Origin of the sequence: Sporosarcina ureae DSM 2281 (genome assembly GCF_000425545.1) — a bacterium.
GTDB classification, from domain to species: Bacteria; Bacillota; Bacilli; order Bacillales_A; family Planococcaceae; genus Sporosarcina; species Sporosarcina ureae.
The window spans coordinates 33,578-55,956 of sequence record NZ_AUDQ01000012.1 but is presented as its reverse complement, the minus strand read 5'-3'; the positions used below and the strand labels follow the sequence as shown (position 1 = coordinate 55,956).

Here is a 22,379-nt window from a genome sequence, read left to right as displayed (position 1 = left end):
AAACAGGATGGACCTGAAAGTTCTCATTGTAGAAGGCGGTTCGGATCGTAAGCGGCTAGTGCCGATCCTTGCAGAGCCTGTAGAGATTCTTTGTACGAATGGCACCATCAGTGCGTATCATATTGAGGAACTGCTTGAACCATACGAGCAACAAGACCTGTTCGTCTTTATGGATGCGGACGCCTCAGGTGAGTCCATTCGGAAGCTGTTCAAACAACTGTATCCAGAAGCGCGACATTTATATACGGATCGTCTCTACCGCGAAGTAGAAACGACGCCTATTAAACTATTGGCTAGCATTTTAGCTGCCGCCAATTTTAAAGTACATTCCAAATACTTGGCAGGTGGACCACATGAATAATTGGACAATTGAAGACTGGCAACGTGCACAGGCGGCAGAGCAAGTAGCCGCTTTTTATTTATATACACCGATGTGCGGAACGTGTGCAGTCGCTTCAAAAATGCTCACGGTAATCGAGACAATGTGTCCGAAATTACCGATTGGAAAGGCAGACTTGAATTACGTGCAGGAAATCGCAATAGAATATGAGGTGGAAAGTGTTCCTTGTTTACTCATTCAACGCAGAGGACAGCCTTTAGAAAAGATTTACGCCTTTCAATCCGTCCCGTACTTGCTAGAGAAGCTCAGTTGACAATAGATATCAAAGTATGGTATAAGTAGTTAATCAATTGAATACGTAACTCTTATAAAGAGCGGTGGAGGGAAGTGCCCTATGAAGCCCGGCAACCGTCACGTTTGTGAAATGGTGCCAATTCACTCAAAGCCTAACGCTTTGATAGATGAGAGAAATGGTAACGTACATAACTACATACGTTCGGCCTTTCTGCTTGTCTGCAGGAAGGCTTTTTTTATTCTAAAGCGGAAAGCGCCGTGTAGGCTCGACAGGCGTTGGAAGACTTACCACAAAGGCGTTCTTTGCCTTTTTGGTAAGTCTGAAACGACCCGAGGAGCTGGCATCTGCAGCTGGATGAAACAAAAGCGGAAGATGCCGTTTAGCTCCGACAGGCGTTGGAGGACTTACCCCAAAGGCGCACTTTGCCTTTTTGGAAAGTCTGAAACGACCCGAGGAGCTGGCATCTGCAGCTGGATGAAACAAAAGCGGAAAGCGCAATGTAGCTTTCTAAAACACATAATGAAAAGACTTAATAAAGGTGGTGCGGAAAATGATTCAACTAACAAACGTTCATAAAAGATTCCAATTGAACCGTTCAGAAATTGTCGCGGTAGATGATGTGACATTAGCCATCGAAGAGGGAGAAATTTTCGGCGTCATCGGATATAGTGGGGCAGGGAAAAGTACTTTAATTCGACTGTTGAACGGTCTTGAAACACCTACGTCCGGTAGTATTATGATTCACGGACAAGAAATGACGACATTGAAAGGTGCTGGCCTTCGCAATGCGCGCCAGAAAATCAGTATGATTTTCCAGCACTTTAACTTACTGTGGTCAAGAACAGTAGAAGAGAATATTATGTTTCCTCTTGAAATTGCTGGCGTGAAGAAATCGGCACGTAAGCAAAAAGTGAAGGAATTGATTGATCTCGTTGGACTGACAGGCCGTGAGCAGGCGTATCCATCGCAGTTATCGGGTGGTCAGAAGCAACGTGTCGGCATTGCGCGCGCGCTTGCAAATGATCCCGAAGTATTACTTTGTGATGAAGCAACGTCCGCACTGGATCCCGAGACGACGAATGCGATTCTGGATTTATTGACGGATATTAATGAACGTCTTGGATTAACAATCGTTTTGATTACGCATGAAATGCATGTCATTCGCAAGATCTGTCATCGCGTGGCGGTCATGGAAGCCGGGCAAGTCGTGGAAGCGGGTAATGTGCTGGATGTCTTCCAATCCCCTCAAGCGGATATTACGAAGCGTTTCATTTCGCAGGTGACCGATACAGGCGATACGGACGCAGCGATGGCGCATTTACAGGAAGAGTCACCGCATGGCAAGTTGATCAAGCTAGCTTTCATTGGCGAACGTACAGAGCAGCCAGTGCTTGCTGAATTAATTCGTACATTCTCAATCGATGTCAACATCGTGCAAGGGAATATTTCGACGACACGTGACGGCGCATATGGCACACTTGTCTTGCAATTAGTAGGGGACGCGGCAGTTATAGAGGAAGCCATTGCTTTCCTAGACGCCAATGAAGTGAAGACGGAGGTGCTGATCCATGATTGAGCAATGGTTCCCGAACGTTAACTGGGATAAAATGTGGCAAGCAACGGGCGAGACGCTTTATATGTCTGCCTACTCAACGGTCTTCACGTTTATTTTTGGTATTGCACTCGGTCTGTTATTGTTTTTAACAAATCCGGGTCAGTTATGGGCAAATAAAATCACGAATGTCTTTACGGGCGCATTCGTAAATATATTCCGATCGATACCTTTTATTATTTTGATTATTTTATTGTTACCTTTGACGAATTTATTAATAGGCAGCATGCGTGGACCGAATGCTGCGTTGCCAGCATTAATCATTGGCGCAGCTCCGTTTTATGGCCGCATGGTACTCATTGCATTGCAGGAAATTGATAAAGGAGTGATCGAAGCGGCGCGTTCAATGGGCGCCAAAACATCTACGATCATTTTTAAAGTATTGTTACCAGAATCCATGCCGGCACTCGTGTCAGGTATTACAGTGACGTCAATTGCACTTGTCGGCTACACAGCAATGGCCGGGGTAATCGGTGCTGGAGGACTCGGTACGCTCGCGTATCTCGAAGGGTTTCAGCGTAACCGTGGAGATGTTACGATGATGGCGACAATATTAGTACTAGTCATCGTGTTTATCATTCAGTTTATAGGTGATTTCATTGTGAAACGTTTGGACAAGCGATAATAGGATTTTCAGGATAACCTGTTAACCATAAAACATTCCATCATGGAGAGGGAGAAATGTGGATATGAAGAAGTTTTTATTCGGTCTATTCGCAGCCGTACTAGTGCTTGCGCTGGCAGCTTGCGGAACAAAAGACGAGGGTAGTAAGGATAATGGGGCAACAGATGTAGATGATGCAGAAAAAGGCGAGAAAACGTCGTTGACAGTCGGTGCATCTAATACACCGCACGCGGTGATCTTAGAAGAAGCTAAGCCGTTATTAGCTGCAAAAGGCTATGATTTAACAATAGAGAGTTACACAGACTATGTACTGCCAAACAAAGATTTGGACGAAGGTACAATCGACGCGAACTATTTCCAACACATTCCGTATCTAGAGAGCCAAATGGCTGATTTCGGTTATGACTTTGTCAATGCGGGTGCAATCCACATCGAGCCGATCGGTGTGTACTCAAAGAAATATGATTCATTGGAAGATCTTCCGGACGGCGCAACGATCTTAATCAGTAACTCTGTTGCAGATCACGGCCGAGTACTTGCTATGCTTGAAGAAAAAGGATTGATCAAGCTAGCTGACGACGTAGAAAAAGTGAAAGCTGAAGTAGACGATATTGTAGAAAATCCAAAGAACTTGGAGTTCGACGCAAACTACGAAGCAGCATTAATGCCTCAGTTGTATAACAACGACGAAGGCGACGCATTGTTGATTAACTCCAACTACGCTATCGATGCAGGCTTGAATCCAATGGAAGATTCCATCGCATTGGAAGATAAAGAGTCTCCATATGTTAACGTAATTGCGGTGAAGAGCGGTAACGAAGACAGCGATGCAATCCAAGCATTGGTAGAAGTACTGACTTCAGAGCAAATTCAAGAATTCATCTTGAACGAGTGGTCTGGATCAGTTGTTCCCGTACAATAATAAGGTGAGGGTCGGTAGCTATTGTAGCTGCCGGCCTTTTTTTATTTGGATGAATGGTGGGTGGAGTGATTTGGTTGCTCAATGTTGGGAGTTATCCGCTCAATGAGGTGGGTGAAGTGCTCAATGTGCAGGGCAATCCGCTCAACCCCGCGCGTGAACCGCTCAATCCGCTGGGCAATCCGCTCAATGCAGTGTTTGGAGCGCTCAAAGTGTTGGGGTGTCCGCTCCTATGCAGTGCGCGGCTCGCTCAATGTATTGGACTATCCGCTCAACCCACTGGGCAATCCGCTCAACCCGCTAAGCTATCCGCTCAATACCCAGACAATCCACCTCATCCCCCAACACACAAGAAAAATATTAAGAAAATCCAAACAAAATCTTCTTTATTCTTTCGACTTGTGATAAAGTTGATTTTGTTTGAGTAATACATATGTGTATTTGAGGAGGACGTATTGTGAAGTTTAAATTAGGACTCATTTGGCGAATTTTGATCGCCATTGGGTTAGCGATCGGGCTTGGCTTACTATTGCCGATGATCCATGAAGGGTTCGCACTCTGGTTCGTTCGTTTAGCGGCCACTTTTAATATGTTGTTCGGTGGATTCTTGAACTTTATTGTTCCGCTGATCATCATCGCATTTATCGCACCGAGTATTGCAAAGCTTGGGGCAGGTTCAGGGAAATTACTTGGAATGTCTGCTGCTTTTGCGTATGGCTCTACGGTTATTGCGGGATTGCTTGCGTATTTTGCAGCAACAACTATTTTACCGAACTTCATTAATCCAACGACGAAGACGGATATTGCAGACGGCGCACGTAAAGCGGGAGAAGCGTTCTTCAAAATGGAAATGGATCCGATGATGGGAATCATGACCGCTTTGCTAATGGCATTTCTCCTTGGAATCGGGATGGCAGCCATTAAAGGGAAGACGATGATGTCGTTCTTCGATGAGTTTAATTTAATTATCGATAAAGTTATTTCTGTCGTAATTATTCCGTTATTACCATTTCATATTTTCGGGATTTTCCTGAATATGACGTATACAGGTGAAGTGGCGAATGTACTTTCTGTCTTTGTATTTGTTTTCATCATGATCATTATTCTTCACTTAATCATGCTGACATTCCAGTACACAGTGGCGGGTTCATTGAACAAACGTAATCCGTTCGTGTTAATGAAAACGATGCTACCTGCGTATTTGACAGCTATCGGAACGCAGTCTTCTGCGGCCACGATTCCAGTTACGCTTCGTCAGGCGAAAAAGACGGGTGCTTCAGAACGAGTAACGAACTTCGCGGTTCCGTTATTCGCAACGATCCACTTGTCAGGTAGCACGATTACGATCGTCTCTTGTTCCATCGGGGTTATGATGATGAACGGCCTAGATGTTAGTTTTGGTCCGTATTTACAATTCATTTTCATGCTAGGTGTTGCGATGATCGCGGCTCCAGGTGTGCCGGGTGGTGCAGTTGTTGCGGCAACTGGACTTCTAACGACTATGCTAGGATTCACAGATGGCATGGTAGCATTGATGATCGCGCTGTATTTAGCACAAGATAGTTTCGGAACAGCAACAAACGTAACGGGTGACGGTGCGCTTGCGATGATCGTCGACCGTTTCACTAAAAAAATATAGAGTAGTAGTAAAGTCGGTTACTTAACCGGCTTTTTTGCTGTCTAATTCTTATGTACTAAGCTCTGATTGATTCTCACTCATTAGTTGTCAAATGAAAAACAAATATCTTGAAAAATATACCTAGCCCTGTAGTAGCAATAGAATTAGCCAATATGTGTAATGATTCTTAAAGATTTGCAACCAACTCGAATATGGGTTAAGATTAGAATGATACTAAATAGAGAATGGATTATAACCATTCAACGCGATTATACTGGAGGTATTGGAATGGCAATTTTGGAAATTAAAGATCTTCATGTCCGAATTGAGGACAAAGAAATCTTAAAGGGTGTTACCTTAACAATAAATACAAATGAGATCCATGCAATTATGGGTCCCAATGGTACGGGGAAATCTACGCTTGCAGCAGCAATCATGGGTCACCCGAAATATGAAGTAACTTCTGGATCGATCTTACTCGATGGAGAAGACGTATTAGCAATGGAAGTAGATGAGCGTGCGAGAGCTGGTCTATTCCTAGCGATGCAATATCCAAGTGAAATCACTGGCGTAACGAACGCGGATTTCCTACGTTCTGGAGTAAACGCACGTCGTGAAGAAGGCGATGAAATTTCTTTGATGAAGTTCATTCGTGAAATGGATAGCAAGATGGAAGTTCTTGAAATGGAAGAAGATATGGCAACTCGTTATTTGAACGAAGGTTTCTCAGGTGGAGAGAAAAAGCGTAATGAAATTCTCCAGTTAATGATGTTGAAGCCAAAATTCGCAGTACTTGACGAGATTGACTCGGGTCTAGATATCGACGCATTGAAAATTGTTTCTAAGGGAATCAATCAAATGCGCGGTGAAGGCTTCGGTTGCTTAATCATCACTCACTACCAGCGTTTGCTCGACTATATCACGCCAGATCACGTGCATATCATTATGCAAGGTAAAATCGTTAAAACTGGTGGACCAGAATTAGCGAAGAAACTTGAAGAGCAAGGATATGACTGGATTAAAGAAGAACTAGGTATTGAAGACGAAACTGTTGGACAAGAAGCATAAGAAAGGGGACGACTCAAAATGACGGTTGAAACAACATTGGCATTGACCGAACAAGACGTCCGCTCTTATTCCGCAAAAGTGGAGGAAGCTGCTTGGATGGCAGATTTTCGCTCGAACGCTCTAGCGAAAGCTGAAGTGCTCGAAATGCCAAAACCAGATAAAACTAAGATTACAAAGTGGAATTTCACGGAATTCCCTTCACATACAGTTGAAAGCTCGATCTTCGCTGGGTTGGAAGAATTACCGACTGAAGCGAAAGCATTGATCGATGACGAGCAACAACAAAATATTTACGTGCAGCACAATAATACACCTGCCTACCTTTCGTTGTCGGAAGATTTGAAGTCAAAAGGCGTTATTATGACGGATATCTTTACGGCATCACGCGAACACAGTGAGTTGTTACAGAAATACTTGATGACTGACGGTGTCAAAGTGGATGAGCATAAATTAACAGCTCTTCACGCTGCACTGATCAACGGTGGAGTATTTGTCTACGTACCTAAAAACGTAGTAATCGAAGATCCACTACAAGTACTTTTCATTCATTCTAACGAAGAGGCATCATTATTTAACCACGTTGTACTTGTCGCAGAAGAAAACAGTCAAGTAACATACGTAGAAAGCTATCTTTCGACAGTAGAGCATGCAGAAACTCAAGCGAACATTGTATCTGAAGTATTTGCTATGGCGAACGCGAAAATTGTCTACGGATCAGTCGACGTATTAGCAGAAGGCATGACAACTTATGTCAACCGTCGCGGTGTTACTGGACCTCACGCACGCATTGAGTGGGCGCTTGGTCTAATGAACGACAGCAATACGATTTCTGAAAACATCACGCATTTAGTCGGAGACGGCTCATCTAGTGATATGAAATCCGTAGTGGTTGGACGCGGTAGCCAGAAGCAAAACTTTACTTCTGAAATCGTGCACTGGGGACTTGATACAGACGGTTTCATCTTGAAGCACGGTGTAATGAAAGAAAACTCTACTGCGATCTTTAACGGAATTGGACGTATTGCTAAAGGTGCAACTCGTTCAAACGCAGTGCAAGAGTCCCGTATTCTCATGCTAGGCGAAAGAGGACGTGGAGACGCGAACCCGATTTTGCTTATCGATGAAAATGATGTAACAGCAGGTCACGCAGCTTCAGTAGGACGTGTAGATCCACTTCAAATGTTCTATCTAATGAGCCGTGGTATTTCACAAGAAGAAGCAGAACGCCTCATCATTCATGGTTTCTTAGCTCCAGTTGTTAGCAAATTGCCAATCGCAGGAGTTAGAAAACAATTGACGGAGGTTATTGAAAGGAAAGTGCGCTAATGCTCAGCAAAGACATCCGCAATCATTTCCCTATATTAGACCAAGAAATCAATGGACATCCTCTAGTTTACTTGGATAGCGCTGCCACTTCACAAAAGCCTGTTCAAGTAATTGAGACACTGGATCGCTATTATCGCTTTGATAACTCCAACGTTCACCGTGGTGTGCATACACTTGGAAATCGTGCGACTGATGGTTATGAAGGTGCTCGTGAGAAAGTTCGTAAATTTATTAATGCCAAATCCACGCAAGAAGTAATCTTCATGCGTGGTACAACAACAGCTATTAATACCGTTGCGCAAAGCTATGGCCGTGCCAATGTCTCGGAAGGTGACGAGATCGTCATTACACATATGGAGCACCACTCCAATATTATTCCGTGGCAGCAGCTCGCTAAAGAAACTGGCGCAGTGTTAAAATATATCGATTTAGAAGAAGACGGCACATTATCACTTGATAAAGTACGGGAAACCATCACAGACAAAACGAAAATCGTTTCCATCATGTATGTTTCCAACGTTCTCGGCACGATGAATCCGATTGAAGAAATCACTAAAATTGCCCATCAACATGGGGCAGTGATGTGTGTAGATGCTGCACAAGCAGCTCCACATTTGAAAATTGATGTACAGAATCTAGATTGCGACTTCCTTGCATTTTCCGGACACAAAATGTGTGGACCTACCGGTATCGGCGTCCTCTACGGTAAAAAGGATTTACTCAATAATATGGAACCCATTGAATTCGGCGGCGAGATGATTGATTTTGTCGGACTATATGAATCCACTTGGAAAGAGTTGCCTTGGAAATTTGAAGGCGGCACACCTATTATTGCAGGAGCTATTGGACTCGGTGCAGCCATCGACTTCTTGGAAGAAATCGGTTTGGACGCAATCGAACAGCATGAACACGAACTAGCTGGTTATGCTATGGATAAAATGTCTGAAATCGACGGCTTGACCATTTATGGTCCAAGAGATCCCGACAAGCGCGCAGGATTGGTCACATTTAACTTGGATGACGTCCATCCTCACGATGTTGCAACTGTACTTGATATGAATGGTATAGCTGTTCGTGCAGGTCACCATTGTGCACAACCATTGATGAAATGGCTACAAGTTTCTTCAACAGCGCGTGCTAGCTTCTATCTTTACAACACCACTGATGACGTAGATCGCCTCGTGGAAGGACTTCGCACAACAAAGGAGTATTTTAACGATGTCTACTAATAAACTAGACCAACTTTATCGTTCTGTAATCATGGAGCATTATAAACACCCGAAAAACAAAGGCGTCTTGGAAAATGGAAATGTCACGATCGACATGAACAATCCAACTTGTGGTGATGTCATCCGATTAACGATGAACGTAGAAGATGACATCGTAAAAGACGTCAATTTTGAAGGAGAAGGATGTTCCATTTCCATGGCATCCGCTTCCATGATGACACAGATGATTAAAGGTATGACAACAGAAGAGGCAGTGAAGTTAGCTCATTCATTTTCAGATATGATGTTAGGTAAAGATTTGGACGAGTCGATTGAGCTCGATGACCTTGAAGCACTTTCGGGTGTCGCGCAATTCCCTGCCCGAATTAAATGTGCAACATTGAGCTGGAAGGCGATGGAAAAGGGAGTCTCTGGCGAGTCGCAATGACCTTGGCCATAGTACGAGCAAGTATGGAACGGAGGAATAATAATGGCAAAACAAATGCCGGAAATCGGCGATTACAAATATGGTTTCCATGATAAAGACGTTTCCGTGTTCCGTTCAGAACGTGGATTGACACGTGAAATTGTTGAAGAAATTTCTAGTATGAAGGAAGAACCACAGTGGATGTTGGATTATCGTTTGAAATCCTTGGAGATTTTCTACAGTAAGCCTATGCCGCAGTGGGGTGGCGACTTGAATTCATTGAACTTTGATGAAATCACGTACTACGTTAAACCTTCAGAAGCAACGGAAACTTCATGGGATGAAGTACCAGAAGAAATCAAGCGTACGTTTGATAAACTCGGTATTCCTGAAGCAGAACAAAAATACTTGGCGGGTGTATCTGCACAGTATGAATCTGAAGTGGTTTACCACAATATGAAAGAAGAACTAACAGATCTAGGCATTGTCTTTAAAGACACAGATTCTGCACTTCGTGAAAACGAAGAATTGTTCAAACAATATTGGGGTACAGTAATTCCGAACTCAGACAATAAGTTCTCAGCATTAAACTCTGCTGTATGGTCTGGTGGATCATTTATCTATGTACCACCTGGTATAACAGTAGAAACACCGCTACAAGCATATTTCCGTATTAACTCAGAAAATATGGGACAGTTTGAGCGTACGTTAATCATCGTAGACGAAGGCGCAAGCGTTCACTACGTAGAAGGTTGTACAGCACCTGTTTACACAACAAACTCACTACACAGTGCGGTTGTTGAAATTATCATTAAAAAAGATGCATATTGCCGTTACACGACGATCCAAAACTGGGCGAACAACGTCTACAACTTGGTAACGAAGCGTGCAGTATGTGAAGAAAATGCGACAATGGAATGGATTGATGGCAACATTGGTTCTAAATTGACGATGAAGTACCCTGCAGTTCTTCTAAAAGGCGAAGGCTCACGTGGTCTGACTCTATCCATCGCATTAGCAGGTAAAGGACAGCACCAGGATGCCGGAGCGAAAATGATGCACTTGGCACCTAACACGTCTTCTACTATTGTTTCAAAATCAATCTCTCAACACGGCGGAAAAGTAACGTATCGCGGAGTTGTTCACTTCGGACGTAACGCGGACGGAGCTCGTGCCAACATTGAGTGTGACACGTTGATCATGGATAAGTTATCTACTTCTGATACAATTCCGTACAATGAAATCTTGAATAACAACATTTCATTGGAACACGAAGCAAAAGTATCAAAAGTTTCTGAAGAGCAGCTCTTCTATTTGATGAGCCGTGGTATTCCTGAATTGGAAGCAACAGAAATGATCGTTATGGGCTTCATCGAGCCGTTCACAAAAGAACTACCGATGGAATATGCGGTAGAGATGAACCGTTTGATCAAGTTCGAGATGGAAGGTTCAATCGGATAAAACAACAAAACCCTGTTCGCATCTACAAGATGCGGCAGGTTTTTTTTCTTGTGTAGAAATAGTCTACTGCGGTTTACATGTTTTGTGGTGTACCTTATCTTTTCTCCACAACAGCAATCGTGCATCTAGAAATACTAATTAATTTCCCTTCTTCATCTGTGATCTGGATATCCCAAACCATCGATGTGCGTCCTTTGTGGAAAGGAACAGCGGTAGCGGTAACAACGCCATCTTTTTTACCTCGTATATGATTCGCATTGATTTCCAGTCCTACTGGATAGTGCGTCTTGGGATTTAGGTTTAGAGCAGCCGCAATGCTGGCAGCTGTTTCAGCAAGTGCTACGGAAGCACCTCCATGCAGTAATCCCATAGGTTGAACAGTTTTCGGCCCGACTGGCATTTCACATACGACTTTATCACGATCTAGCTCTTTAAAGGTAATTCCCAATGCACCGATTAGTGTCTGTTCCAGGTCAATACCATCTAATAAATTAAGTTCTTTCATCATCTTTTCAACCTCCATTTCCATGATATACTTCTACTACATGTATATACATGTAATTGAAGCATATTTCTAAGTACATCTAGAAATCCAACTTTAAAATTAGTACGCGTACATGTACACTAGTATAGAATAGGATAAACTGTCAAGGATCGTTAAAAATTTAGCTATCTTCATTTCAATGGAAGGGTGGACATCTTGAAAAAAAATTTAGATCAGGAGCAAGCCAATTATATTATTGAAGTGTGTGCCAGTGCTAACCTCCGTACGGTATCCGGTTCACTTACGCAACTGTACAATCATCTGTTGAAACCTACTGGATTGAAGATCACCCAATATTATATGCTTGGCAATATTTATACATCGCCTGATATTTCGATTAGTAGATTAGGCGAGATGATGTTGCTGGATCAAACGACGGTCACGCGTAACTTGAATATTTTAAACGATTCTGGATATGTTCACATTAAGAGAGCAGAGCAAGACTCGAGAACAAAAGTAGTCACGATAACAAATTTAGGGTACGAGAAATTAAATGATGCTACGCCTATTTGGCTACACGTACAGGAACAAATTGAAGGGGCTATTGGCAAAGCACAGTATATGGATTTACTGGATAAGTTGGGCGCATTACAGAGAGTGATAGACGACGTTAAACGTTCATCGACATAAAAATGAATCTTCATTCATAAATTGATTGACAAATCAAAATGATTAAGTAAAATATATGTATATACATGTGTTGATGATTTGGTAGTTTTAAAGAGTAGAGTCTGTACGTTCTTCACAGAAATACCCTGAACATATTTTGAAAGCGCTTACGATAAAAGGAGAGTGTTTATGATGAATGTAGTGGAATTGAAAAAGAGTATGAGTCTTCCAGTGATTGCCTCGCCGATGTTCATTATTAGTAATCCTAAGACAGTGATTGAGCAGTGTAAAGCAGGAGTGATCGGTTCTATGCCTTCTCTGAACGCAAGACCGGTTGCACAATTCGAAGAGTGGTTGATCGAGATTACAGAAGAATTAGCTGACTATAATGCGAAAAATCCTACTAAACCAGCTGCACCATTTGCGATCAACCAAATCGTACATCGGTCCAATGAACGATTGCAAGAAGATATGGCACTGTGTGTGAAGTATAAAGTTCCTATCATTATTACATCGCTAGGTGCGAGAGAAGACGTCTATGAGGCTGCGCATAGTTATGGTGGAATCGTTTTGCATGATGTCATCAATAATATGTTCGCCAAGAAAGCCATTGAAAAAGGGGCAGATGGTTTAATCGCGATAGCGGCAGGAGCAGGAGGGCACGCGGGTCCGAAAAGTCCATTTGCGCTCATTCAAGAAATTCGGGAATGGTTTGATGGACCACTAGCACTTGGAGGTTCTATAGCAACAGGCGGAAGTGTGTTGGCAGCTGAAGCAATGGGGGCAGACTTTGCGTACATCGGGTCGCCTTTCATTGCCACTGAAGAAGCGAGGGCAGTTGAAGAATATAAACAGGCAATTTTAGACGCAACTTCGGATGATATTGTGTACAGTAATTATTTCACAGGAGTACACGGGAATTATTTAGCTACGTCCATCCGAGCTTCGGGTTTAGATCCGGATAACTTGCCGGAAAGTGATCCAAGTAAAATGAACTTCGGTGGAGATACAGGTCAAAAAGCTTGGAAAGATATTTGGGGCTGTGGTCAAGGAATCGGTATCATTGATAAAGTACAACCTACAAAAGATTATGTCGCACAATTAGCGCAACAGTATAATGAGGCAAAGGATAAGTTGATAGGGGATAGAGTGAACACAGCGAGCAGATAATATAGATGTAAAACGAACCGAATAACGATGAAAAACAAGTATGTCTATTCAGACACGCTTGTTTTTTATTTGCCCATAAAGTGTTTGTGAATAGAATATGTTTCTATGCGATTGGTTTTTAAATCATTCATCGCGGTCTTTTGAAAGGTGAATTCTACATCTGATTGGAGATGTTCGAATAAGGAGAGAGTTTTGGTTTGTGTTTCCGATAAAGAACTAGTTTGCTGGTACATAATGTCCTGTGTACATTCAATAGAAGACAAGCGCTTATTAGTCTGTTGCTATTCCTTTTTCACATCTGACATTTCTGTATGTAGGACATCGACATGAGACTTGAGCGCACGAATATCCGACTTACTCTTAGAAAATTCTATTTTAATGCATTTCATGAAAGAAAAATGCCATCCTAATGCTAAATCAATTCGTTGATTTTATACCTGTAGGGGTATATAATAAATATACAAACGAACGGAAAGGAGTTTTTTACATGTCTGAAAAAGCAACCGTATATGTATCATCTACTTGTCCTTATTGCACGATGATGACGAATTATCTAGATGAAATCCATGTACCTTATGAAACAATCAATGTTTCTACAAATCCCGCAGAGGGAGAGCGACTGATGGAAATAACAGGTCAGATGGGCGTTCCACAAACACAGTTGAATGGTAAATGGATTATTGGCTTTGATCCAGCAAGTATTCACGCTGCACTGGACGCATGAATAAATTCAAACAGATGTTATTCAACCGAAGCTGTACAATCCAATCAGCAGAAGATATGGAAAAGAAATTATTTCCGCGCTTTTGTATCGGCAATATAGCATTTGCGGTGATGGGTATCATTCTCGTCATCATAGAATGGACTCACCAATAGGAGGCGCCACATATGGGATGGATCATCATAGCACTTCTCGTCGGCTTAGTAGTTTGGCGATTGAAGCCCGCAAAAGGTGTGCAAACAATTTCGACTGAACAATTAAAAGATAGACTTAAAGATCAAAACGTCCAGTTGATCGATGTACGTTCACAGGCTGAATATAAAGGACGCCATATAAAGCAATTTAAGAATATCCCATTGAATGTGCTTTCGAATAAAATGGGAACGTTGAAGAAAGATCAAGAAGTCATTGTGATCTGTCAAAGCGGCATGCGCAGTTCGAATGCGGCAGGCCAGTTGAAAAAAGCAGGATTCGTGAAGGTAACGAATGTACGCGGTGGAATGAGCGCGTGGCAAGGGTAATTATAGAAGTAGCGTTTCGAGAATCATTTCTCGAGACGCTTTTTTATTTGGAAATGATATCGATATGATTAAGCTCAATATTGAAAATACTAAAACCGAGTTAGAGAGTACGATTTTTCCGAAAATACATAAGATATGATACACTAAGCTAAAGATAAAAGGAGGAGGGCTTTTCATGATCCATGTTGGCCTGACAGGGTGGGGAGACCATCCAAGCCTATATAATGAGAATACAGTTGCGAATAAAAAACTTATAGATTATAGTAAACACTTTCCAATCGTTGAGTTGGATTCGACGTTTTATGCGATACAATCAAAGATAGTAATGGATAAGTGGACAGAGGAAACGCCCGCAAATTTCCAATTTGTAGTGAAAGCGTATCAGGGCATCACGGGCCATCAGCGTGGGAAGATCCCGTATGATTCTGAAGAAGAGATGTTCTCATTGTTTAAGCTGTCGCTGACGTCGTTTGTTGAGGCGGGAAAGCTTGCGATGGTACTTGTGCAGTTTCCACCTTGGTTTGATTGCAAGAAAGAAAACGTGGACCGCATTCGCTATGTGCATGAACAATTACAGCCGTTGCCAATTGCAGTAGAATTTCGTAATCAAACATGGTATTCTCCAGCTTATCGAGAGAAAACACTCAATTTTCTGAAGAGTTTACATGTCATCCATGTGGTCTGTGATGAGCCACAAGTAGGAGATGGAAGTGTGCCGCTAGTTCCGATTGCGACTGACCAGAAAGTTTTATTACGTCTCCACGGGCGCAATGATAAAGGTTGGGTCAATACGATGGGGGATAGTAAAGCGTGGCGTAAAGTTCGCTATCTGTATGATTATAATGAAAAAGAGTTAGAGAGTATGAGTGGAATCGTTAAACATCTGGAGAAACAGGCTGAAGAAGTGTTTGTCATCTTTAATAATAATTCCGGTCAGCATGCAGCGAAGAATGCCAAACAATTTGCAGGACTACTCAACATAGAATACGGTCAGCCTCTCACCAAGCAGATGGATTTATTTGAGGGGGATCAGTAATGGAATTTGTAGCACTCGCCTTAATTGGTTTGGCCTCCGGCATTATCGGTTCGATTGCCGGTCTTGGCGGCGGAACAATTCTGGTCCCTGTCACGTTATTTGTCGGATTAAATCTTGGAATGATTCCAGATATTACTCCGCAAAGTGTAGTTGGCTTGTCGGTCATTATGATGATTGCGAATGGACTTGGATCGACACTATCGTATATGAAAGTGAGGACGATTGATTATCGCAGTGCATTTCTATTTTTCACTGCAAGTATACCAGGTATCGTACTCGGTGCGTTGGTTAATAAAAACGTAAGTTTGCAATCATTTAATTTATATTTTGGCATATTGCTCATAGTTTTATCTACACTGTTACTAACGAGAAAATATTTGAAGCCGATTAGATGGTTTGTAGACAATGGGAAAAAGATTAAATTTACGGACCCTCAAGGTCAAACGCATATTTATGGATACCCGATTTGGTTCGCCATCCTATTAGCATTATTCATCGGATTTACGTCGGGGTTATTCGGAATCGGTGGCGGTACGATGATCGTGCCAGCTATGATCTTATTATTCTTGTTCCCACCGCACGTAGCGGTCGCGACATCGATGCTTATGGTGTTTTTATCCGCACTCGTCAACTCGATTTCGCATATTTCACTCGGTCATGTGCCGTGGCTCTATACGATTCCTGTCGTGCCAGGAGCCTATTTCGGTGGAATGCTTGGAGCCTATTTAAACAGCAAAATGAAATCCGATACATTAGTTTTAGTCATACGCATCATTTTACTCGTCTTTGGACTACGTTCCATCTATGAGGGGATTTGGGGTTGACAAATATGGAAGAAACGGTAGAGACGATTCACATTTATCATACGAATGACATCCATAGTCATTTCGAAAATTGGCCGCAAATCCATCATTTTCTTCAGCAGCGCAAGCAACAAGCTGAAGCCGATGGAGAGTGTTATTTTTTATTTGATATTGGAGACCATATTGACCGATCTCATCCGTTTACCGAAGGAACAGAAGGTAAAGGAAATATCGAATTATTAAATAAAGCAGGATACGACGCAGTGACAATTGGAAATAATGAAGGAATCACCATGTCTAAGGAAGCGCTGAATATAGTATATGAAGATGCAAAATTTGATGTAGTGCTCTGCAATCTGACAGAATTAGACGGTAAGCTGCCATACTGGGCGAAGATGTCTAAAGTATTTGAGACCACAGATGGTGTGCGTATCGGTGTCATAGGTGCCACAGCGCCATACTACGCCTTTTATGACCAACTCGGCTGGAGTGTGGGTGAACCGCACGCAGCGTTGCAGAAGGTGGCACGAAACTTGCGTACCCAATGCGATGTCATCGTTTGCCTCTCTCACTTAGGAATCAAGGAAGATCGTCTATTGGCTGCGCAATGCCCAGAGATCGATGTTATTTTAGGCGCACATACGCATCATTTGTTACCAAATGGCGAGTGGATTGACGACACGCTACTTGCGGCAGCAGAAAAGTTCGGTCATTATGTCGGTCATGTCCAAATCGAGGTAGACCGTATAACAGGTCAAGTCGTTCATATGAAAGCAGAAGTTTTTCCAACACAGCTAATGGAAATGACAGAAGAAGATATGGAAGAAGTGAATTCCTTATTTGCTAAAGGAGAAGAAACGTTGCAAGTGCCAGTGTTTTACAATCCTTCACCTTTATCACAGCGTCTTACAGGAGACAGTCCATTATCCTCGCTTTTTGGCCGTGCGTTACTAACGTATCTGGATGCCGACTGCGCGTTATTCAACGCAGGAATTTTCCTTGGTAGTTTAGATAAAGGTTGGGTGACAAAAGGGGATTTGCACTCCTTATTACCTCATCCGATCAATCCGTGCCTTATTCATTTGGATGGTACTGATTTGTTGACGGTCTACGAGCAGTCACTTGATCCAAAGTGGGCAAAACTTCCAATAAAAGGTCTAGGTTTTCGTGGCACACTGATGGGGAGCATGATACATGAGCACTTATACCGTAACAATGACGGACAATTATTCGCGGGAAACCGTTTGGTGGAACCAGGTGAGATGTATACGTTGGCAACACTTGATATGTTCACGTTTGGCTTTTTCTATCCAATACTAAAAGAAGCGAAGAAGGAATATATCATGCCAGAAATGCTTCGCGATATTCTCGGTTGGTATGGAAGAAAATATTTCAATGAACGCTAGTTATGTACGCCTCCTATTTCGCATAATGTGAAGTAGGAGGCGTTTTTATGCGGTTTTATACGAATCAAAAACGGCCAAAGAGAAATAATTATGGCAAAATCGTACTGCGCTTTGTCATCCCGAGCATTTTGGTGGGTGTGGCAATATTTTTCTATACGGTCAACAAACAGTTAACGCCAATCTACACACAATATGCTGAAGTACAAACGCAAAAAATAGCCAGCCACGTCATCAGTCAAGCCATTAATAATCGGTCTACCAGTGTGTACGATGTCAATGAAATTATCGAAAACGTCCCCGATGATACGACAGATACGGTGACGACCAAGTTTAACGCAGAAATCATTAGCCAGGTCATGTCAGAAATTCATCAGCTTGTAGAAAATCATTTAGAGCGTGCAGAAGGCGGAGATTTGGATATGTTACCGCCACTCGGAGATCTCGAGTATAATCCCGATCGGATGGAAAAAGAACAAGGTATTGTATTTTTCGTTCCGATTGGGCAAGCGGCGAATATCCCGTTGCTCGGTAACCTGGGACCGAAAATTCCTATTCGCTTCCATGTCGTTGGAGATGTGCATGCGACAGTAGAAACGGATATTCGTGAATTTGGCATCAATAATGCGTATGTAGAAGTGTATTTAATGTTACAAGTCAATGTGCAGATTATTGTTCCGCTAGCAACAAGTAGAAGTGTTATAGAGCAGAAAATACCGATTGCGATAGGTTTGATTAGAGGGAAGGTACCGCAAATTTATTCGAAAGGAGAGCAAACGCCAGCACAAATCGAAGTTCCACTTGAGAAGAAGGAGTAAAAGGTATTGTGAACGCTGTCGATTATTGCTACACTGAGAACAGAAGAATATCGAGACTTACGTAGAGGCTGCATTGTTTATGAGTACCTAGCGAGAGAGTGACATCTATGACCGCGAGCGAAAGGAGGCAATGCCGAAGTTTGAGAAGAGTCCGCTTCTCAAGTTGGGGTCATTTCGAAAAGGAATGACACTGTCATACACTGATAAATGTATGGAGAGCTACAGTAGCCAATTGTACTGCGATTTATTCATGTATTGCTTGATGAATTGGTTGGCCGACCCCTACACACATGTTAGTGCCTGTGGGGGCGGCTTTTTTATCGGGAAATTAAGGAATTACAGGATATTATGGGCTTTCCACTCTTCGAAAGATCTTCTGCATTTCGATATCATCTAGCAACTAGAAAGAGGAGGAATTACAATGATCGGATCGTGGGTCTCTATTTTGCCTCCTATTATCGCCATCGTGATGGTGTTAGCGACGAGGAGAGTATTATTATCATTAGGAGCAGGAATTGTTACAGCCGCTTTACTTTTAGCGAACTTTGCTCCGTTAGAGACATTAAAAGGTGTATGGAGGGCCATGACAGTTTCATTTTATGATGGAGGACTCAATACATACAATATATTTATTATGTTATTTCTATTATTATTAGGTGTCATTACGGCATTCGTCAGTCTATCTGGAGGAAGCGCCGCATTTGCACGTTGGGCAGTCACTCGTATCCGTACAAAACGTGGAGCGAAGCTGTTGACGATGGGGCTTGGAATTGCAATTTTTGTGGATGACTATTTCAATTCCTTGGCAGTTGGACAGATTGCAAGACCGATTACGGATCAGCACAAGATCTCTCGTGCGAAATTAGCGTATTTCATTGACTCTACATCAGCACCCATCTGTGTCGTATCACCCATCTCTAGTTGGGGCGCGTTCTTGATTGGACAACTTGCACTTATTTTAGGTACAACAGCAGCGGTCAGCTATTCACCATTAACTGCTTTCGTCATGATGGCGCCGATGAACTTCTATGTCATTGCCACATTGTCCATGGTCTTCTTCTTCGCTTGGACGAATAACGACTTCTTTGAAATGAAGAAGCATGAAGATCGTGCTATGATTGAAGGCGAACTTTATGACCAAAATAAAGAAATCCCAGGTCAGCTGAAAGAAGAATTCCCTGAGCATACGTACGGAAAAGTTCGCGATTTGGTTGCACCGATCGTAACGTTGATTGCGGTAACGCTTGGTATGATGATTTATACAGGCTATAAAGAAGCGGGTGTTTTCGATATTTGGGCTATTTTTGAAAATACCGATGTACCGTTTTCGTTGGTAATTGGTGGTGTAACGGCTACATTGCTAGCTATGTTGTTATATATTCTACAAATGAAAAAGAACGAAACAGCAAGTGTTTCATGGATGGGACGCGCGTTTATTAGCGGAGTCAAGGCGATGATGCCTGCAATTCTTATCTTAATCTTCGCTTGGGGATTGACTGACTTAATAGCTTCCCTAGATACAGGTCTATTCCTTTCTACGATGGTAGAACGATTGAATATTCCCGTCACTTTCCTTCCAGTACTGATCTTCGTATTAGCAGGATTAATGGCGTTCTCGACGGGTACTTCGTGGGGGTCTTTCGGTATCTTAATGCCGATAGCAGGTACGATCATGGTCAATGCGGCTCCAGAGTTACTATTACCAGCATTGGCGGCGGTACTTGCAGGTGCGGTATTCGGAGATCACTGTTCACCGATATCTGACACGACGATCCTGTCTTCTACTGGAGCGGGCTGTAACCATATGGATCACGTATCCACACAGTTGCCTTATGCGTTGGTCGCAGCTAGTGTAGCAGTAATAGGGTACATCGTTCTCGGGCTGACTGGGTCTGTCTGGATCGGCTTAGTAGCTGTTATTATTACCTTAATAGTTTTATTTACGTACTTGAGTGCAAAAGGAAAGCAACGAGCAGGACAAATAGCATAGTTTACCATTTAGACTAAGAGTGATAATTACTTCATTCTTAGTCTAAATTTGTTTTGACATCTCTAATTGGGCTGTTTATACTAAATATACGGAACTAGAATTATCAGAATAAATTGAATGGTGAAAGTTTTGTAAAATAACAAAAAAAGAGGTGAGTTGTATGGAAAATCGTTCACAGTGGGGAACGAGAGCAGGTTTTATACTGGCTGCAGTCGGATCAGCTATTGGACTTGGGAACATTTGGCGCTTTCCTTATGTAGCGTATGAAAATGGCGGCGGTGCATTTTTTATCCCGTACTTATTTGCACTTTTAACGGCAGGTATTCCGATTCTTATCATGGAATTCACGATTGGTCATAAATATCGTGGATCAGCTCCGCTTTCATTTTTCCGTCTGAATGGGAAAAAGACGGAGTTTCTAGGCTGGTGGGGAATCTTTGTATCCTTCGTCATTTCTACCTACTATGCTGTCATCATTGCATGGGCCATGAAATATACGGTCTATTCATTCGGCTTATCATGGGGGAAAGATCCAGAAGCATTCTTCTTCGGCGACGTCCTGAACTTAGCGGATAACCCTGGGGAAGTTGGAGGACTTGTAGGAGGCGTGGCATTGCCACTACTGCTCGTTTGGGTCATTTGTTACATCATACTACTTGGTGGAGTCAAGAAAGGGATTGAGTTGGCGAACCGGATATTTATCCCTGTACTTTTCTTGCTCTTCTTATTCGTCGTCATCCGTGCAATCACACTGGATGGAGCAATGGTAGGACTAGATGCATTCTTTAAACCTGATGTCGATAAGTTACTCAACCCGCGTGTATGGGTTGCAGCGTACGGACATATCTTCTTCAGTTTATCGATCGCGTTTGCCATCATGATCACGTATTCTAGTTACTTACCGAAGAAATCAGATATTACAAATAACGCCTTTATTACAGGCTTCGCTAACTCTTCTGTTGAGTTATTGGCAGGTATCGGAGTCTTCGCAGTATTAGGATTCATGGCAACTAATCAAGGAGTAGATGTAGCAGATGTAGCTACTGCAGGTGTAGGGCTTGCGTTCGTCGTATTCCCTGAAATTATTAATCAAATGCCAGGGTTAAATGGACTGTTCGGTGCATTCTTCTTCCTGTCACTGACGCTTGCCGGAATTACATCACTCATCTCGATTTGTGAAACGTACATCGCAGGTATGTCAGATAAGTTCAACATATCAAGACGTCGTTCGGTTACGATCGGTATCGGACTGTCAGCGGTCATCTCCTTGCTGTATGCAACGAATGGTGGTTTATACTTCTTGGACGTGGCGGATTACTTCATCAACCAATTCGGTATCGCAGTCATCGGTCTGGTCGAGGTTATCTTACTAGCTTGGGTATTCAGAAAACTCGGATTGTTCGAGCAACATGCCAACGCAGTATCAGATATTCGTCTTGGCTGGTGGTGGAAAGTATCGTTATCATTCATCACGCCGCTAGTATTGGGAACTATGTTATTCTTCCTAATTAAAGACAATATTGCAGAAAACTATGAAGGATATCCAACATCGTTCTTATGGACAATTGGATGGCCGGTTGCAATTGGTGCGTTTGTCATGTCGATCGTTTTCACATCATTAAAATGGAAAGACAACACAAGAATTACATCAGACTATGATGAAAATAAAGGGGGGCTATAAATGGATACAGGAATGAGTGGTTCTGCAATCCTCATGATGTTACTCGGCGTGACGATCATCTGGGGCGGTCTATTTATTAGCATCTTTTATGCTACGATCCTCAGTAAGTTCAAAAAGAAATTCAAAACCGAACAGTAAACGATGTACACTTGCAGCCAGATAGTTGGTTGCAAGTGTTTTTTGT

The 22,379-nt window shown here is 42.6% G+C and carries 25 protein-coding genes and 2 riboswitches; of the genes, 24 read left to right on the top strand and 1 reads right to left on the bottom strand.

Translation table 11 applies throughout. The annotated features are described in order from the left end of the window. Nucleotides 1–7 precede the first annotated feature (7 nt). The 12 genes from H605_RS0112035 (at nt 8) to sufB (ending at nt 10,899) form a co-directional block, all read left to right on the top strand. Complete coding sequence (locus tag H605_RS0112035) at nt 8–361, top strand: toprim domain-containing protein (RefSeq protein ID WP_029054456.1); 354 nt, start codon at nt 8–10, stop codon at nt 359–361. Beyond that, a complete protein-coding gene (locus tag H605_RS0112030; RefSeq protein WP_029054455.1) occupies nt 354–653 on the top strand; it encodes a thioredoxin family protein in 300 nt (99 codons plus the stop codon). Before H605_RS0112035 ends, H605_RS0112030 begins: the two co-directional genes overlap by 8 nt. 49 nt (nt 654–702) lie before the next feature. Next, nucleotides 703–808: riboswitch (SAM riboswitch) on the top strand. A gap of 377 nt (nt 809–1,185) precedes the next feature. Further along, nucleotides 1,186–2,211, top strand: a complete 1,026-nt coding sequence (locus tag H605_RS0112020; RefSeq protein WP_029054453.1) for a methionine ABC transporter ATP-binding protein — start codon at nt 1,186–1,188, stop codon at nt 2,209–2,211. Next, complete coding sequence (locus H605_RS0112015) at nt 2,204–2,872, top strand: methionine ABC transporter permease (RefSeq protein ID WP_029054452.1); 669 nt, start codon at nt 2,204–2,206, stop codon at nt 2,870–2,872. Before H605_RS0112020 ends, H605_RS0112015 begins: the two co-directional genes overlap by 8 nt. 64 nt (nt 2,873–2,936) lie before the next feature. Beyond that, the gene (locus H605_RS0112010; protein WP_029054451.1) at nt 2,937–3,794 is read left to right on the top strand and encodes a MetQ/NlpA family ABC transporter substrate-binding protein; all 858 of its coding nucleotides are present in this window, start codon (nt 2,937–2,939) and stop codon (nt 3,792–3,794) included. 74 nt (nt 3,795–3,868) lie between these two features. Continuing rightward, a complete protein-coding gene (locus tag H605_RS0112005; protein WP_029054450.1) occupies nt 3,869–4,219 on the top strand; it encodes a hypothetical protein in 351 nt (116 codons plus the stop codon). Nucleotides 4,220–4,248: 29 nt separating this feature from the next. Beyond that, on the top strand, nt 4,249–5,430 hold the full coding sequence (locus tag H605_RS0112000) for a dicarboxylate/amino acid:cation symporter (protein ID WP_029054449.1): 1,182 nt from the start codon (nt 4,249–4,251) through the stop codon (nt 5,428–5,430). Nucleotides 5,431–5,697: 267 nt separating this feature from the next. Next, complete coding sequence (gene sufC / locus H605_RS0111995; RefSeq protein WP_029054448.1) at nt 5,698–6,477, top strand: Fe-S cluster assembly ATPase SufC; 780 nt, start codon at nt 5,698–5,700, stop codon at nt 6,475–6,477. 18 nt (nt 6,478–6,495) lie between these two features. Continuing rightward, nucleotides 6,496–7,803, top strand: a complete 1,308-nt coding sequence (gene sufD / locus H605_RS0111990; RefSeq protein WP_029054447.1) for a Fe-S cluster assembly protein SufD — start codon at nt 6,496–6,498, stop codon at nt 7,801–7,803. Further along, nucleotides 7,803–9,032: a cysteine desulfurase gene (locus tag H605_RS0111985; RefSeq protein WP_029054446.1), complete on the top strand. Its 1,230-nt coding sequence runs from the start codon at nt 7,803–7,805 to the stop codon at nt 9,030–9,032. The genes sufD and H605_RS0111985 overlap by 1 nt, the downstream gene beginning before the upstream one ends. Continuing rightward, complete coding sequence (gene sufU / locus H605_RS0111980) at nt 9,022–9,459, top strand: Fe-S cluster assembly sulfur transfer protein SufU (RefSeq protein WP_029054445.1); 438 nt, start codon at nt 9,022–9,024, stop codon at nt 9,457–9,459. Before H605_RS0111985 ends, sufU begins: the two co-directional genes overlap by 11 nt. 42 nt (nt 9,460–9,501) lie before the next feature. Further along, nucleotides 9,502–10,899 (top strand): Fe-S cluster assembly protein SufB, encoded by a 1,398-nt coding sequence (gene sufB, locus H605_RS0111975; protein ID WP_029054444.1) that lies wholly within the window; start codon nt 9,502–9,504, stop codon nt 10,897–10,899. 94 nt (nt 10,900–10,993) lie between these two features. Here sufB and H605_RS0111970 read toward each other — a convergent pair whose 3' ends face one another. Continuing rightward, the gene (locus H605_RS0111970) at nt 10,994–11,407 is read right to left on the bottom strand and encodes a PaaI family thioesterase (RefSeq protein ID WP_232321251.1); all 414 of its coding nucleotides are present in this window, start codon (nt 11,405–11,407) and stop codon (nt 10,994–10,996) included. Between the two features lie 192 nt (nt 11,408–11,599). On the opposite strand from H605_RS0111970, the gene H605_RS0111965 reads away from it, so the two are divergent. The 12 genes from H605_RS0111965 to H605_RS18975 all read left to right on the top strand — a co-directional run bounded on the left by H605_RS0111965 (nt 11,600) and on the right by H605_RS18975 (nt 22,333). Beyond that, nucleotides 11,600–12,073 (top strand): MarR family winged helix-turn-helix transcriptional regulator, encoded by a 474-nt coding sequence (locus H605_RS0111965; protein WP_081657924.1) that lies wholly within the window; start codon nt 11,600–11,602, stop codon nt 12,071–12,073. Between the two features lie 168 nt (nt 12,074–12,241). Next, the gene (locus tag H605_RS0111960; RefSeq protein ID WP_029054441.1) at nt 12,242–13,222 is read left to right on the top strand and encodes an NAD(P)H-dependent flavin oxidoreductase; all 981 of its coding nucleotides are present in this window, start codon (nt 12,242–12,244) and stop codon (nt 13,220–13,222) included. A 487-nt stretch (nt 13,223–13,709) separates the two neighbouring features. Continuing rightward, nucleotides 13,710–13,946, top strand: a complete 237-nt coding sequence (locus tag H605_RS0111955) for a glutaredoxin family protein (protein WP_029054440.1) — start codon at nt 13,710–13,712, stop codon at nt 13,944–13,946. Continuing rightward, nucleotides 13,943–14,098, top strand: a complete 156-nt coding sequence (locus tag H605_RS19240; protein ID WP_155979525.1) for a hypothetical protein — start codon at nt 13,943–13,945, stop codon at nt 14,096–14,098. The genes H605_RS0111955 and H605_RS19240 overlap by 4 nt, the downstream gene beginning before the upstream one ends. Nucleotides 14,099–14,110: 12 nt before the next feature. Then, nucleotides 14,111–14,464 carry a rhodanese-like domain-containing protein gene (locus H605_RS0111950; protein ID WP_029054439.1) on the top strand — a complete coding sequence of 118 codons (354 nt, stop codon included), beginning with the start codon at nt 14,111–14,113 and terminating at the stop codon, nt 14,462–14,464. A gap of 175 nt (nt 14,465–14,639) precedes the next feature. After that, nucleotides 14,640–15,500 (top strand): DUF72 domain-containing protein, encoded by an 861-nt coding sequence (locus H605_RS0111945; protein ID WP_029054438.1) that lies wholly within the window; start codon nt 14,640–14,642, stop codon nt 15,498–15,500. After that, entirely contained in the window at nt 15,500–16,324 is an 825-nt protein-coding gene (locus H605_RS0111940; protein WP_029054437.1) for a sulfite exporter TauE/SafE family protein, read from the top strand. Before H605_RS0111945 ends, H605_RS0111940 begins: the two co-directional genes overlap by 1 nt. Nucleotides 16,325–16,329: 5 nt before the next feature. Next, nucleotides 16,330–17,709 (top strand): bifunctional metallophosphatase/5'-nucleotidase, encoded by a 1,380-nt coding sequence (locus tag H605_RS0111935; protein ID WP_037562007.1) that lies wholly within the window; start codon nt 16,330–16,332, stop codon nt 17,707–17,709. A gap of 47 nt (nt 17,710–17,756) precedes the next feature. Then, the gene (gene yunB, locus H605_RS0111930) at nt 17,757–18,524 is read left to right on the top strand and encodes a sporulation protein YunB (protein WP_029054435.1); all 768 of its coding nucleotides are present in this window, start codon (nt 17,757–17,759) and stop codon (nt 18,522–18,524) included. A gap of 54 nt (nt 18,525–18,578) precedes the next feature. Beyond that, nucleotides 18,579–18,754: riboswitch (Lysine riboswitch) on the top strand. A gap of 191 nt (nt 18,755–18,945) precedes the next feature. Further along, entirely contained in the window at nt 18,946–20,514 is a 1,569-nt protein-coding gene (locus H605_RS0111920) for a Na+/H+ antiporter NhaC family protein (RefSeq protein WP_029054433.1), read from the top strand. A gap of 160 nt (nt 20,515–20,674) precedes the next feature. Further along, the gene (locus H605_RS0111915) at nt 20,675–22,195 is read left to right on the top strand and encodes a sodium-dependent transporter (RefSeq protein ID WP_029054432.1); all 1,521 of its coding nucleotides are present in this window, start codon (nt 20,675–20,677) and stop codon (nt 22,193–22,195) included. Beyond that, entirely contained in the window at nt 22,196–22,333 is a 138-nt protein-coding gene (locus H605_RS18975) for a methionine/alanine import family NSS transporter small subunit (RefSeq protein WP_232321250.1), read from the top strand. Nucleotides 22,334–22,379 lie beyond the last annotated feature (46 nt).

Bases quoted from the DNA above. Each gene is read 5' to 3' on its own strand.
- H605_RS0112035 (WP_029054456.1), top strand. From the start codon at position 8: ATGGACCTGAAAGTTCTCATTGTAGAAGGCGGTTCGGATCGTAAGCGG.
- H605_RS0112030 (WP_029054455.1), top strand. From the start codon at position 354: ATGAATAATTGGACAATTGAAGACTGGCAACGTGCACAGGCGGCAGAG.
- H605_RS0112020 (WP_029054453.1), top strand. From the start codon at position 1,186: ATGATTCAACTAACAAACGTTCATAAAAGATTCCAATTGAACCGTTCA.
- H605_RS0112015 (WP_029054452.1), top strand. From the start codon at position 2,204: ATGATTGAGCAATGGTTCCCGAACGTTAACTGGGATAAAATGTGGCAA.
- H605_RS0112010 (WP_029054451.1), top strand. From the start codon at position 2,937: ATGAAGAAGTTTTTATTCGGTCTATTCGCAGCCGTACTAGTGCTTGCG.
- sufC (WP_029054448.1), top strand. From the start codon at position 5,698: ATGGCAATTTTGGAAATTAAAGATCTTCATGTCCGAATTGAGGACAAA.
- sufD (WP_029054447.1), top strand. From the start codon at position 6,496: ATGACGGTTGAAACAACATTGGCATTGACCGAACAAGACGTCCGCTCT.
- H605_RS0111985 (WP_029054446.1), top strand. From the start codon at position 7,803: ATGCTCAGCAAAGACATCCGCAATCATTTCCCTATATTAGACCAAGAA.
- sufU (WP_029054445.1), top strand. From the start codon at position 9,022: ATGTCTACTAATAAACTAGACCAACTTTATCGTTCTGTAATCATGGAG.
- sufB (WP_029054444.1), top strand. From the start codon at position 9,502: ATGGCAAAACAAATGCCGGAAATCGGCGATTACAAATATGGTTTCCAT.
- H605_RS0111970 (WP_232321251.1), bottom strand. From the start codon at position 11,407: ATGATGAAAGAACTTAATTTATTAGATGGTATTGACCTGGAACAGACA.
- H605_RS0111960 (WP_029054441.1), top strand. From the start codon at position 12,242: ATGATGAATGTAGTGGAATTGAAAAAGAGTATGAGTCTTCCAGTGATT.
- H605_RS0111955 (WP_029054440.1), top strand. From the start codon at position 13,710: ATGTCTGAAAAAGCAACCGTATATGTATCATCTACTTGTCCTTATTGC.
- H605_RS19240 (WP_155979525.1), top strand. From the start codon at position 13,943: ATGAATAAATTCAAACAGATGTTATTCAACCGAAGCTGTACAATCCAA.
- H605_RS0111950 (WP_029054439.1), top strand. From the start codon at position 14,111: ATGGGATGGATCATCATAGCACTTCTCGTCGGCTTAGTAGTTTGGCGA.
- H605_RS0111945 (WP_029054438.1), top strand. From the start codon at position 14,640: ATGATCCATGTTGGCCTGACAGGGTGGGGAGACCATCCAAGCCTATAT.
- H605_RS0111940 (WP_029054437.1), top strand. From the start codon at position 15,500: ATGGAATTTGTAGCACTCGCCTTAATTGGTTTGGCCTCCGGCATTATC.
- H605_RS0111935 (WP_037562007.1), top strand. From the start codon at position 16,330: ATGGAAGAAACGGTAGAGACGATTCACATTTATCATACGAATGACATC.
- yunB (WP_029054435.1), top strand. From the start codon at position 17,757: ATGCGGTTTTATACGAATCAAAAACGGCCAAAGAGAAATAATTATGGC.
- H605_RS0111920 (WP_029054433.1), top strand. From the start codon at position 18,946: ATGATCGGATCGTGGGTCTCTATTTTGCCTCCTATTATCGCCATCGTG.
- H605_RS0111915 (WP_029054432.1), top strand. From the start codon at position 20,675: ATGGAAAATCGTTCACAGTGGGGAACGAGAGCAGGTTTTATACTGGCT.
- H605_RS18975 (WP_232321250.1), top strand. From the start codon at position 22,196: ATGGATACAGGAATGAGTGGTTCTGCAATCCTCATGATGTTACTCGGC.